At 31.5% G+C, this 14,051-nt stretch carries 11 protein-coding genes; 9 read left to right on the top strand and 2 right to left on the bottom strand.

Translation table 11 applies throughout. From position 1 onward, the window contains the following. The first annotated feature begins 226 nt into the window (after positions 1-226). The 5 genes from D1B33_RS18750 (at position 227) to D1B33_RS07885 (ending at position 9,537) form a co-directional block, all read left to right on the top strand. Positions 227-352 (top strand): hypothetical protein, encoded by a 126-nt coding sequence (locus tag D1B33_RS18750; protein WP_267897041.1) that lies wholly within the window; start codon positions 227-229, stop codon positions 350-352. 1,496 nt (positions 353-1,848) lie between these two features. Continuing rightward, positions 1,849-3,201 (top strand): restriction endonuclease-related protein, encoded by a 1,353-nt coding sequence (locus tag D1B33_RS07900; protein WP_118875846.1) that lies wholly within the window; start codon positions 1,849-1,851, stop codon positions 3,199-3,201. Further along, complete coding sequence (locus D1B33_RS07895; RefSeq protein ID WP_118875845.1) at positions 3,185-6,610, top strand: hypothetical protein; 3,426 nt, start codon at positions 3,185-3,187, stop codon at positions 6,608-6,610. Before D1B33_RS07900 ends, D1B33_RS07895 begins: the two co-directional genes overlap by 17 nt. Continuing rightward, positions 6,597-9,167, top strand: a complete 2,571-nt coding sequence (locus tag D1B33_RS07890; RefSeq protein WP_118875844.1) for a pPIWI_RE module domain-containing protein — start codon at positions 6,597-6,599, stop codon at positions 9,165-9,167. Before D1B33_RS07895 ends, D1B33_RS07890 begins: the two co-directional genes overlap by 14 nt. 100 nt (positions 9,168-9,267) lie before the next feature. Then, positions 9,268-9,537, top strand: a complete 270-nt coding sequence (locus D1B33_RS07885) for a hypothetical protein (protein WP_118875843.1) — start codon at positions 9,268-9,270, stop codon at positions 9,535-9,537. A 506-nt stretch (positions 9,538-10,043) separates the two neighbouring features. Here D1B33_RS07885 and D1B33_RS07880 read toward each other — a convergent pair. Both D1B33_RS07880 and D1B33_RS07875 read right to left on the bottom strand, forming a co-directional pair. Then, the gene (locus D1B33_RS07880) at positions 10,044-10,637 is read right to left on the bottom strand and encodes a hypothetical protein (RefSeq protein WP_118875842.1); all 594 of its coding nucleotides are present in this window, start codon (positions 10,635-10,637) and stop codon (positions 10,044-10,046) included. Then, positions 10,615-11,406, bottom strand: a complete 792-nt coding sequence (locus D1B33_RS07875; protein ID WP_118875841.1) for an NERD domain-containing protein — start codon at positions 11,404-11,406, stop codon at positions 10,615-10,617. Before D1B33_RS07875 ends, D1B33_RS07880 begins: the two co-directional genes overlap by 23 nt. A 269-nt stretch (positions 11,407-11,675) precedes the next feature. Here D1B33_RS07875 and D1B33_RS18425 point away from each other — a divergent pair, with 269 nt between their 5' ends. The 4 genes from D1B33_RS18425 (at position 11,676) to D1B33_RS07855 (ending at position 14,012) form a co-directional block, all read left to right on the top strand. Further along, positions 11,676-11,840, top strand: coding sequence for a hypothetical protein (locus tag D1B33_RS18425; RefSeq protein ID WP_158582942.1), 165 nt, complete (start codon positions 11,676-11,678; stop codon positions 11,838-11,840). Positions 11,841-11,978: 138 nt separating this feature from the next. Continuing rightward, a complete protein-coding gene (locus tag D1B33_RS07870; protein ID WP_118875840.1) occupies positions 11,979-12,824 on the top strand; it encodes a GIY-YIG nuclease family protein in 846 nt (281 codons plus the stop codon). Between the two features lie 519 nt (positions 12,825-13,343). Beyond that, positions 13,344-13,481 (top strand): AAA family ATPase, encoded by a 138-nt coding sequence (locus D1B33_RS18880; RefSeq protein ID WP_118875838.1) that lies wholly within the window; start codon positions 13,344-13,346, stop codon positions 13,479-13,481. Between the two features lie 48 nt (positions 13,482-13,529). Continuing rightward, positions 13,530-14,012 (top strand): hypothetical protein, encoded by a 483-nt coding sequence (locus D1B33_RS07855; RefSeq protein WP_118875837.1) that lies wholly within the window; start codon positions 13,530-13,532, stop codon positions 14,010-14,012. The last annotated feature ends 39 nt before the right edge of the window (positions 14,013-14,051 follow it).

Genomic DNA, 14,051 nt, shown 5'->3' with positions numbered 1-14,051 from the left:
CGTGTAACTCCTTATGAATTTCGAGCAACAATTGCAAGTCTCCTTGAGAGGCGTCAATACTATATAAATACCTTTTAGGATTTAGCAATAAAGTAAGCGTCCATTATTACTTAAGAAGAGACAAACAAAAAATTGAGCGACTTCGAATCGAGTTAATTAAATTGAGAAGGAAATATTAGCGGCATTATTACAGAAGAAGTAAAAAGAAGAGGGAAGTAAAGAAGTTTTGCAAACAACAAGTGATGAAAAAAATAAATCAGAGAGTGTACATTTAACAGAAGAACATATTCCAAAATTATTAAATCAACATCCTAGACTTGCAATGAAACTGATTGAGAAAAATTCACTTTAAGAAAAACGAAAAGTTACTTATTGGGTAACTTTTCGTTTTTCTTAAATTTCAAACTTGCAAAAAGATTTTAAAGTAGAGATTTACAAGGTCTTAGTCGATCCCTTTATCAGGCGTTTTTTTCACGATCAAATAATGAATGCCAAGATGCATCCAAGGAGGATTCAGCAGCGTATAAGAATCGAACGATTATACCGAGTTACAAATTGAACCAAATGAGTAAAATCATATTCATACCGAATAATGGTGTTCTCTGAGTAATTCTGTTTAACTTTTAGAAATAGCAAAAATTCGTCGACTGCTTGTTGTAATTCCAATAGTATATTATTTGGACACTCCTCAAATTCTGTTCCGTTCCTTTGATTTAACAGAGCAGTCGCAGGAATTATCCGAAAGGTCCCAATTGTTATCGTCAAGTTGAAAGGGGAACTTGACGATATTGCTTATTATAAGAACATAAGCCATTTACTTTTATTTTTAGTTTACATAATATAAATACCTTAGTCACAACTTTCAAGTTATTGGATGTTTCCTATAATTTATCGTTCAAAAGGGGATTATTCGTACAAATTGTGGTAATTATCGTTTAAAGTATATTTTGCCCAAAATTTATAAAAATATTCACATAAGTAATTCATACATAAGTTGCAAACTTTATACCAACAGAATTTTGGGACAATATTAAACCATTTTTTTAATATCCAAAAATAATTTCCATACAATTTATCCCTCCAAATCTATACGTTAATTGGATTTTAAAATATTCGGTTATATTATTAGTGCAAAGATTCTTACAATTTAATAGAAACTTAACTAAATATGAAAATTTTAAACTAGGGGGAATTTTTGATGTATCCAATTATGAATTATAAAGTTCGTGAACTAAATAATGCTTACTGTTAATAGAGGGATTTTATTCATCTGATACTTTTAAAAAGTGGTTTTTAAAATTGAACAGTAAGCACGAACCATTCTAATTATTTCGTAACAATTGATAATTCTGTTTATGGATTATAGAGAAATCGGATTTAGAAATCCCTTTTGAAAGTGAAGATAGGAAAGTATTATTTCTAATCGATATTAAAATTAATAGTAGTTTCCAAATGGATTAGGAATAGGATTATATGAAACGTTGTGAAGGGATTTGGCGGCGATGAAGAAGTTATCACAGGCAAATGACAAGCTAGAGTATATGAAACAAGCCTCAACTTTAACTAAAACTATTTTGAACCTGTATAAATATGTCGTTTCCGCTACCCATGTATTTGCAGCAGGAGTGTGCTTTAGTCGGGTATGTTGAATTTAATTGAAAACTGGCATTAAAGAGGATTCTGAGTGAAGAAGGATTCTCTTTTTTTTTTCTGAAAAATTCTACTGTACATAACATTCCATTTTCATTATGGAATGTTCTCATAATCTATCGTTCAAAATTTCATTGACAATTTTATACATCAATTTTAAACTTATACAAAAACATGTATAAGTTTTGAGGTGGTTATTTGGAATTATATACAATTGGACAGGCTGCGACCTATCTAGGCGTTAGTCAGATGACGTTAAGACGCTGGGAGGCTGAGGGGAAATTAGTACCGGTGTACCGAACAAAAGGAAACCATCGAAAGTATAGTCTGGAACAATTACATGATTTTAAAAAGGAAAACGGAAAAGTTTCTGAAACAATCCAAAATTATGTTATCCAAAATAAAAATAAATTGTTTTATTCCATTTGTCAGTTAGCTCATAGCCTTGTCATAATTCGCGAAAGGCTTAGATTAAAAAAAATGAAAAGTTTACCTGTAAATTGGGAAAAAGCTACGAATTTTTTATTTCAATATAGTCACGAATCGAAAAGTGAGCTAATATTTCCTACGAATTTCGCGGACCAACTAAATTTAATTAAAACGCCATTATATGAATGGCCTATTGCTGGAATGAAAGAGCTTTTTCAACATGAAGCCGAAGCTACTACATTTAAGCCTGTATTATATGAGGAAGAATCATTTCTTTATGCACATGTTTTACAGGAACAATTTTTAACGAGCGATAAAACGGAGAAATTCAAAAACTTCATGATGGAGTGTCGTAAACAGGGAGAGAATGAATTTTATACAGAAGTAAGGAAATTTTTAATACAAAACCCGGTATTGGCTTTTGAATTTCGTTCTGAAGCGACAATGGAATACAATCGCCTGAAAACTAAGTTAAAAGATTTTGCTGTTGCAAGTGATTTATTTGATGTTATGTATGAGCCAGTTCCTAAGAATAAAATTGAGTTTTCAAATACGATTTATCGCTGTCCCTATTGTAAAGGTGCTTTACAAATTGTTTATACGAAAAACGGCAAACAATTCCGTTGCGAATTTTTGAAATGCAAACATTATAGTGATCAAAAAAATAGCTTAGTTTGGAGAAAGCCTCAAGAACAATCGTATTCAAACCCTCCAATGCAGCTAACAAAAGAAGCTTTACATTCTATTACTATTCCAGGGATATCTGAAATTCGCATTCTTGAAAAGTTGGCTAAACTTTCTCAAGTGGAAAACCTCCAATTATTCCCTGAATGTGATATTGGTGATATATCATTTGAGTTAAATGGCGAGTTATATTTAATAGATGTGAAAGATTATTTAAGTGCATTGTCACTATCTTATGACTTAAATAAAGATGTTTCTTATCGAATTCCTCGTAAAAAATATGACCATCAAATAATTGTTGTACCGGAGTTTCGTAACATAAATTATGTTCGTATAGTGAAAAGGAAACTACATCAAGACTTTGCATATGATGTTTTACATGAAAATGAACTTTTAAAATTATGTAAACAGGGGGGATTTAATGCGTCAAAAGTTTAATGAATTTGCTAAAGATGTAATAGCCGAGCTAGTTCAATGTCTTGTAAGTCCTAAAAATACGGGTTTATCAGAGGAACAAATTGAACATCAAAAGATTACCGATGCTAAACAAATAATGGAAGTTGAGTTTGCTTTATATGTATTAAATAAAATTGCGCCCAATGAAAAGGATCCTTTAGCAATTCAATATCTTCTTTATAATCATGCAATTTTTATGAACGATGAAACCCCTAGACAATATACATATGCTGTTCAAAAATTATCTCATTGGTTCCCTGGTTGGAGAATTGCATCGATATTAGAGGATCGAATTCGCACTTATAGAACCTGTTGCCAAAAATACGGTAGAAAGCAGATTTCTTTTCAACAAACAAAAAAATCGAATGAACAGTCGACAGCCGGATCAAAATTTACATTTTTATGGCAATTCTTAGCAATCCATGATTTCACAGCATCCTATGAGCAATTATGTCATCAAGCACTTACACACGAACAATTAAGTTTAAGATTTATGACTGCTAATAAAGGCTTGATTGCTGATCAATTTAAAAATGTCTATCCTATTGGGATCCCAGACTGGCTGCAAGCAAATAACGATTATGAAGTAGCCAATTGGGAACAAACAGATGCTTCTCCTATTTCAATTACTTATGACGAATTAATAAAAACCGCTCAGGAGATGGATAACGTTTTACCTAACCATCGATATGAAGCACGGATGAAAGGTTTAAGTTTTTATGATATTTCGGCTTTTAATGGGCAAATGATTGAAAGTCATCATATAAATATTACCGGTACTGAACATTGGGTAGGACCACTAGGGGCAGGGAAGTCAACGTTTATGAAAGTGTTAGCTTATCATTTGGCACATAAGGCGAAAACAAAAAAGCGTTTAACTATTTTTCTAAAAGATATAGCCGAAGTAATTGAACTTACAGAAGAATTGCTATCACTTCAAATTAAGACAGAAGCTATCATTTCTCACAACGAGCGCAAAAACCATATAGAAAAATATTTACGTTATGCAGCTTCTTCTAAAAATGAACATGCCGTACTAAATCTAAGTTCTCCTTTAGCAAGAAGATTATTATCGATTTGTCCATTACTTGGTTTTAATAAGTTGAAAAAAGATTTTTCACCTCCATGTTTTTCAATAGTAGAAAAGAAAAATGAAAGTGCTAATTTACAAGATCGACGTAAGCCGATGGACAACCACACTTTATATAATAACGGTCAAAAGTGTGTATGTCCTTATTTACCGAAATGTCCTTATGCATCGATGTATACAAATTTAAAAGACGCACAAGTGATTGTGACAACAATTCAAAGTACGATCAATACGAATGTACCAAGTGTTGTCATCAACAAAGAAATGACTTTCTATGAATTTTTAAATTTATACAGCGATGTTGTCATTTTAGACGAATCCGATAAACATCAACTGACCCTCGATGATCGGTTTATGCCGGATGAAACATTATTTGATGAAAACAGTATGTATTTAGCTACGCTGCAATCTGAGATCTTAAAAAATACGAATCTAATGCGGCTTAGTCGGACAAAACCGCATATTAATGAATGGGTCAGTAACTTTGAAAGGACATCTATCTTACTAAGAGATATTGCAAGTATTATAGATAATCAAAACAGCCAAGCGCATATAAAAAAGTTTTTATCGAACAAACGATTTACGAGTGTTTTGTTATTAAGGGCGATTATTATTGAATGTCATTTTGAACTGAAACGGTATCCTAATGGGAATGTAGATGAAAAAAAGGCAGAAGCATTTAAACAATCAATGGAAGCAGTTCATATTTTTAATCAATTATATAAGGCACCGGATCATTATGAAAAAACGATTCATAATGCTTTAGTTAAAACTTTTCTTGAAATTGTAAAATCAGATGATACGAATGCTCAACTATACATTGCCGAAAATTGGCTTTCTACTAATTTTTCTTCAGAATATGTTAAACAAAAGCAAAATGAGCTAGCAAAACAATTAATCTTAGCATTAAACTTTGTAAAACTTGAAAAATATTTAGCCTTCCTTTCGAACCATTACTCAGCGATAGAAAGTGAGCTTAATCCGACAGCTAAATCGTATTTTAACTTTTTTGGTAAAAGGAGACGTTTATTTGATGGAGTAACACCGGTGTCATATATCGGTGTACAATATGGGTTTATATTAGAAAATTCATTAGTGAAACAAGCTAGCCTTAGTCGCTTAAAAGTTTTCAATTATGAAGCAATAGGACGTTTCCTATTAACCTCTTATTCCAATTTATATGAAGGATTCGACCATAAACCCGGCGCACATGCCATACTGCTTAGTGCTACTAGTTTAGCGCCAAATTCTCCAAAGTTTAACGTGCAATTACCTGTTAAAAGGCTGTTAGTGAATCGAGACGAGGAAGATGAACAGTTAATTAGAAAAGCTCCGCAAATTCTATATACATTTGCTCCTCAATATGATGAGGAAGGGGCAATTAGAATCTCAGGTGTATATGAAAAATCGGAACACCAAATAGAGCGCTTAACGAAAACTTTTGTAGCGAATCGATTTTTACAAAAAGTAACGAGTAAGCTCCCTCAAAACAGACAGCGGTCATTACTTGTAATGTCGTCATATGAGAAATCAAAAATGTTTGCTATTGCACTACACAATGCATATTCGGAGTTTTCTAAAGAGATAGCAGTCCTCGTTAAAGATTTTGAACCTGAATTAGAAAAGCTCAACATTGTGCAGATAACACGTGATGAAGTGTCAGAAATTGCAATTAATTATCCAAATATTAAGTATGTAATTATCCCACTAGAAGCAATTGATCGGGGGATGAATATTTTATTGGATGATAATAGTGGAATTGCAGCCTTTAGTTGTATTTTATACTTAATGCGACCTTATCCGGTTCCAAGTGAGCAATCTGAAAAATTGCGACGTTCGAATATATTTGCATTAGAATCATACTCCCGTAAAGTACTTGATTCGAAAAGTAGTTTACAAGAAGTTTTCAATAATTTACGTAAGGAAAACTTTAGAATGATGCAAGCTGGATATGCTCGTTACGGTTATCAAGCTTTAAAAGATGACGAAAGAGATAGTTTATTGATGGACTATCAAGTTATTATGTATCAATTGGAAGGACGTTTGCTTCGTGGGGGTTCTGATGCATTTGTTTATTTTATTGATAGTGCCTTTATGCCGAATACGGTGGAAGGAAAATTGGATACGTATAAAACTAGTATGATTGAAGGATGGCTACATTTAAACGAACGATTAATGCAACGTCCCGATCATAACGTTTTAAACGTATTATATGAAACTCGTTTTGAAGGTTTAAAAAATCTCAAAATAGATATGCCTATTTTGATAGAAGATGAGGAAGAAGTTTATGAATTTAATTGAGCAGAAGCGAAAAGTAGGTAAGTATTCGCATATTGGGTTACAAAGCATTGTCGTTAAACCTTCTAATGAAATCGTTCAACTTTGGGCGTATGGATTTTCAGTATATGAGACGAAACAATTTGCTTATTTGCTAAATCAGAAAGCTTATATATTTAATGCCCGTGTAAAGGAACTATGGCAAGCATTAAAATTATATAATTTGCCTATTTGTTTATTTGAGCAAATTAAAATGAATCAGTTAGATAAATTTGATCGCGATATGATTTACCCATTATTTTACTGCACAAAGCCACTGGAACCGGAAGATATAAGTTTAATAGATCAACAATTGAAACTATACTTTGCTGATGAAAAAGCTTCATTTGTAGAAGACTATCAATTGAAAAACATTTTGGTAGAGGGCTATTTTCGATTAGATGAATTTGAAAACAAAAGCGCGGATTTTAAATTTCAAATGCTCACACCAAATGTTCCATCAATAAATAGTTACAATTTATTTTACGGATTATTAAGGGAACAATTAGATCAATTGCAAATTAATATACAAGCTAAAAAACCTATCGACATCCATTTATCACCTGTTTACGATAATAAAAACGAGGCCAAGTGGGTAAGTCAAGAAGTATTCTCCGTGCAGACTAAACTGAAAGATTCAAATAGGGTTGATTATTGGTCATATGAAGTTACTGCAAATTTACAAACAATACCATTTAATAACTCGTTAATTTTAAATACAAACGTTTCGATTAAACGTTGGAGTAGAACGATTAGTAAAAATTCGAATGGCAATTATAAAACAGATAAAACGAAAGCTTATATTCAATTAAATCCACAAATATTAGGACGCAAAACGGCAAAAAATATTTGCATAGATTTACCTAGCATTTCAAGGGGCTGGTCTTCTAAATTGCAAGACTTATTAGGGGAAGTCGGATTACCATTGCTGCCAAATCTATCTTTATTTAAAGAAGATGCACAGGCATATATTCATGATCCACAGCTTCAAATTAAAGTAGTTTATGACCAAACGACGATGAATGTAAATCACCTTGTGTCAACTGGTGCTGGCTGGCGAGACAGATATGATGTGTTTGTAGCAATGCAACAATCTTTATTGGAAAACCCATTCACTGGGATAAAAATCGAACCATTTGAAATAATATCTAAATTACAGTTAACTGCTAAAGTTACTAGTTATATTTCAGTACCAAATAACCTTGAATTAGAAATTTATTTTATCAATAAAGAAACTCTTACTTATACAATAGATCGTTTATCTCGACTATTATCAGTAATGCCTGAGTTAATGGGAGACGTTTATTTATTCCGTTTTGATGGGAAAGAAATAGTCGTTAAAGGAATTAATATGACTTCATTATTTGGTAGTAATTTTTATATGTTTAAGACAAAAGAAGAGTTTGATAATTTTGCGCTACAATTTGAACCGTATATTAATCTTCGAAAAAAACCGGTAGCTACTCTTTTTGAATTACCTAATGAAGGTAAATTTCAAGGTTATCATGATCCAAAATTAGATTTACGTAAATTATTGTATAAACATAATCGAATCTCACAATTTATTGTACCAATAGGTGAAAATAATAGTAATGATGCGTCAGAAGATTGGGCGATTGCACAAGATTTTGTTATACGCATGCAAAAATCGTTGTATGATTTATTTAGTAAATTTAATTGGCAATTTATAGATAGTGACAAACTATTTAATAAGATAGCGAATAATCGAGGGACAATCCATGTAATTGGAGTTTATCGTGAAAACGAAACGCTATTTTTAACGCGATTATATCGCAATAAACTTTATGTGTATGTTCCAGAAGTATTGGAACAATGGACATTATTCGATGAGGCAACCTTAAAGCTTGTACTATTTAAACAAACAAAAAAATTCGAAGATACAACCTATCATTCATTTTTGCAATGTTTAGAAAGTCTAGAAAAACAATACCCAGAAGACATTTTTATTGTGTGTTACAATCGTCAGAACATGCAAAACCACAAACAATTTGTCAATTATATGTCAAATAAATATTTAAATGATCAAAATTTTAAGGAATGTCAGCGCACTCATTTTGTGCAGCTTCGAAATGATTCAGATGTTGGATCTTATTATGCAATTGAACAGGATACACTTAATCCTTGTCCACATGTAACATTATCAGGCTTATTTCAATTAGATGAACGGACGTTTATAAGCTTATCGAATAAAAGTGATAGTATGACTTCAAATGCACATAATGACAACTTATCTAAGCATGATAATGTAAGGAAAACTATCTCAAAGCCCATTATGTCGCACTTTACGCCTTTTGGATCTTGTAATATATTAAAAAGTGATGAAATTGCATTAATTTTGCATAAGTTAAAGGAAATCAACATTCCATCATTCTTAGTGTTAGAAGATGAATTTAAAGACCCAAATAAAAAGGAAAGGAAAACTAAAACGGAACCTAGATTAAGGAATCAAACACCAATAAAATTGCCCTTACCACTAGATATGGCAAATAAATTGGTAAAAGATATATTAAGTGAGATTTGAAATAATAATTACAAACCAATGTTTACTTGAAATTATTATAATATTTTCAATAACTCCTCCTTCTCACAATCAATAAGTAATGTAGGTGATTAATTTTGAGATGGAGGATTTTTTAAACGTAAAAAGTATAATTTACGTAACACCCGCAAATGTTGACATTGCATTTCAAATTTATCGTGTTGTTGAAAACCGCGCAAGTAATCGACCAAAAGCAACGTTCTTAACTGATACGTATACGCTGTCAATTGCAGAGGCATTTATTGTAGATAATGACGCCCTTCGCTTTTCTTTGCCTAATGTACAAAAAGAAATCCGCTTAGCTTATCAGGAGTTATTCTTAAATAATAAGTTGGAACACCAACGAAAATAAGAACTTGAGAGAGTGAAGAAGGAAAGGATAAATAAAGAATGTGAGAAGAAGCGTGAGGAAACAAAAAAAGGTGCTACAGGCTATACCAGATAAATTTTCTCTTTATGACAACTTATGCAGATGTATAAACAAAATAATTAATTGTGAAATGTCTACTCAGACATGTAATAATCCGTTAATCATTGAAGAATACCAAAGGCCATCATATTTAATTTTGTGAAATAAAACCTATTATGTAAATATTTTGTTTTTTGGATATTAATCAGAATAGATATTAACAATATTCTTTTGCCTAGTACCCTTTAAAATGATTTAAAAGAATAAAATGATTTTTAGGTTAGGAGGTTTTTTTGAGTTGTCAAAAAAAGGAATTGTGGATATTCATTTGCTTTATATTAACGTAGGGGAAACAATAGGAGAGACATCTTTTAGTTCAAATCAAGGGCAGAGAGCGAAAATAGCCATTATCAGACTTTGCTCTTGATTTGAACTTAGTAGGTTGATTATTAAAAGGATGGTAAATTATTGAATTCCAAGAAAATTTTCGATCTAATCTCTTCAGATGAAGTGATTGAAACAAGAGGAATTTCAATTGATACAGCATTTTGCATTCCCCAATAACGAATTTTTGATTTTTCTAAGGTTTTGCTTATCCATACATCATTAACTTTATTAATTTCAAAAAATTTATCTTTTCTAAATGGATCCCAAAAAATCCAATGATCCGAAGTAGTTGGAATCCTGAACCATTCTGAAAAATCAAATTGATATCTACTTAATGAAATTATTGGATAGTTATCTTCTCCTTCGAGGTCAACCTCAATCCCATAAATAAATCCCTCTTTCAAATTTTGAATATGTTTTAGAGGGGGATCTTTTTCTATTTGATATAATTTGATAAAGTTACTTGTTAACCAACCGTTATAATTCGAATCTGATTTCCAACGTAAGAATTTTGGAGTTAGTGGAATAAACCCTTCTTTTTCAGCAATTCTGTCTAACTCAGAAAATAGTAAATTTAAATTTTTATAGGTTTCTTTTAATACATATATAGAATTCGAAATATTTTGCCCCACATTAGTCGGTTGTGTTGAATTCATAAACTTGTTCCTCCTTAATGGATTTATTTGGCCAAATCCAATTGTTATTGGTTATAGAATCTTTATGCTTAAAAGAATAGGCTGTTCTCATAATCGGTTGATTAAATATATTTTTATTAAAACCTTTATAGCTAGCAAATCCCTTTTTTGATAATAAAGCTTTTAAATCACTGAGTATTAGCTGCTGTCCTGTTTCAATTTGATTAACATACAGATTAAGTAACGATTCGTGAATATCTTGCCAACACATAAAACCAAGTTCGACTGAAGGTGAAATAATGGACCGATTCGAAATGTTTTTCCTAACTGCATTCATCATCTCGTATGGAGCAAGAAACAGTAAGTACGAGTCTCGGTCCTTTGAAAGTTTCTCAATCATTCTTGAATAGCGGGACAACTGATTTAAACTTTCTGTGTAATCTAGCTCAATTCCATCACCCTGATCATCGGATGAAAGACCGCTCAAATATTTTACTTCTATACCAATAAGCGCTTTGTCATTTATAAATAATACATCAATTTCTCCCTCATCCTCACGGTGCCAGAACTCTATTTGAGTTGCATATCCTTTTTCATTTTCTATAAATTTCAGCCAATTTTCGTCGCCTTGTTTTTCAATAAATTCCGCTGTTGAAAAAACATGCCTCAATCCGAGTTCAAAAGGCAAATATCGAATCGTCCCAAAGAAATCACCTGTAAGCTTATCTTCAAGACGATCTGATAAGTTGCTACCAGTCTGTGATATTTTTTTATGAATTTCGGCTAACAAATACATCACTCCTTTTTGCTACTTTTAGTTTATAATAAGTAAATAGGAAAATATATCCTTAAAAAAGGTATAAAGGAATTAATTCTGTAATTGGTTCTGGAGATGTATTCAATCATAATTAGATAATTTCTTTGAAATTAATAATAATTAAGGTGGGGAAGATGTTTGGAGTTTATTGAATTCCTAAAGAAAAGGCATTTAATAATTAATGATGCTAAAAAGTTGAAAGATAACTCAGTTAGCGTCAGTATAATAGCAGGCTTATTAATATGGTTGAGAAAAAAATTTACAACAGTGAAAATCAATTAAATGAAGAAATCATTGGAAAGATTAATGATACATATGCAAACAGAGCAAATGAGTATGAGAGAACTTTGAAATATTATATAGAATACAAAAGATATTTATTAAATGAAAAAAATGAGGATGAATGATAATAGTGTTTATGTATCTTTCGAAGAAGATGAAACCAATATTCTAATGCTTGATGGGAAGCAATATCAATGGATCGAGAATCCGGGACTTAAAATTTCGATTAATTATACACACTTTATAATCTAAAGGGAGAAAAAATGGCCCATTTATTATTATCAGATTTACTACAACGTTGCAATTACAACTTGAATAAAACATTACTTATCCGTCATTCGTTGAAACATGAACGATTTATCAAAGCATATCGTAATGGCTTTTTACGTGAATATACCCAAAAACAATCGCCTCATTTTTTTAACGGGTACGATAAAGTAATTGTTTTTTCAGCAGATGAAGGAACTACTGCGAAATATTTAAAATCATATGAAGTAAGACATGGAAACACACCGTTAATTTCGCCAAATTGTTCTTCATTTATATTAGAACCTTATAATGATGAAATTATGCATCCTTTATTTGAAATTGATAATGACCCATTAATTACATATGAAAATAAATTATATATTGAATGGGGAAAGGCAGCTGTTAAATGGTCTCAAAAAGGAACGAATGAAAAAATCATTACACAGCTAGTGAATACAAGTAAATTTGTCTTTCCGGGTTACGAAAATGTCTTATTAACTTATAACGAGTTAAAAGAAATCATCAATAACCGACAAATTTATAATGATTGGCATATCGCTCTAAGTTCTATCAATGCTATTTATGCAATTACAGATCTTTCAAATGGTAAAATCTATATCGGATCTTCATACAGTAAAAATGGTTTGCTTGGTCGTTGGACTGAATATGCCTCAACATTACATGGAGGGAATGAAGCATTTAAACAGCTTCATGCTCTTAACTCTACCGCGCACATACATTTCCAATATTCGATTTTAAAAGTATTGCCAAAGGATATTACAGCAATAGAAGCAGTTGAAGTTGAAAACAATTTCAAACGGAAGCTTCAAACGATATCGTTCGGCTATAACCATAATTGAAAAGAAGTTTATTAGGTGATGATAAGTATAATAATGGGTTTAATTTCATTTTACTACACTTTTGCAGTTTTACATTGTTACTTAAAAAAGTTCTATACACGAAAGTATTTGAGATACATATATAAGTTATTATATATGGCAACTACCGGCTATGAACATGTGCGTTCGGTTATTGCTTATTTAGCAGGGGATTTCAAAGTAGCTAAAGCGTTAATTGTACCCGAAACAGGTTTATGTAATATTGGCGCAGGTTGTGTTTCTATTAAAACTTAGTGATGTTGGATCACTATTTCACCTGAAGAGCAGCTGGTTAAAACCTTTCTGTTTTTAAGCCTAACAACCTCGCACTAGAACGATATATGGATATTAGAGGAAGCTTTGAAGAAGTCTGTGTATTCTATTATTGGAAAGGCCTTGATTAATAAGGATTATATTGTTCCTACTTATTAACGAGTACATAGAGGAAGAAAAAATAATATTTATAATTTGTAGTTTTAGCAATATAAATGAGGTGGGAATATGTTTGTAAGCGAAATAAATGAGATCGAAAACTTTAGAAACCTTTCGGGAACAAAGTTTTACTTTGACAAAGCGATGAACTTTATCGTCGGGAAGAATAATATTGGAAAGACAAATGTTATGGAGATGAAGCACTAGGTTATCGAGAGCTTAAATCAACAAAACCCCCTATGCTCTGCAATAATTGTGAGGGCATTATTTGAGACAACAGGTGCGATTGCTTTAGCTCATAAAAAGTATATACAGTTTAAGGAACAAGTTCTAACTTCAGAAGAATTTGATTCTATTTTGTTAAAATTGTATCTTGGAACAAAAGATAAGATAAATTTGCCGGATTCTCCTGACCCCTTCAATGTAATGAAATTAATTGATGCAGCTGACCATTTTCTAAAAAAGAAATATGGCTATACTGATACCAAATTTAGAAAGGGATATGATCAGCTCTCGGAATTAACACATCCCAATTCTTTTGGCTATTTTTTAGGCCATAAGATTAGTAAGGATTTAAAGAACATACAATTCACTGATGATAACGAAGAATTTCCACTCACTGATTATGAGCTTGAAGCATTTACTTTTACTACTCATTTTTACAAAGAAATTTTTATAGAACTAAGAGAACTAGTAGTACAAAATGAAGAACTACCGTTTGCAGAATTTAAAAGTTAATTGATACATATGAAAACAAATACTTTTAGTCTTCCACAT

It is taken from the genome of Ureibacillus yapensis (assembly GCF_003515775.1).
GTDB lineage: Bacteria > Bacillota > Bacilli > Bacillales_A > Planococcaceae > Ureibacillus > Ureibacillus yapensis.
The sequence above is the reverse complement of the archived record's forward strand: the minus strand, read 5'-3'. Positions and strand labels throughout refer to the sequence as shown.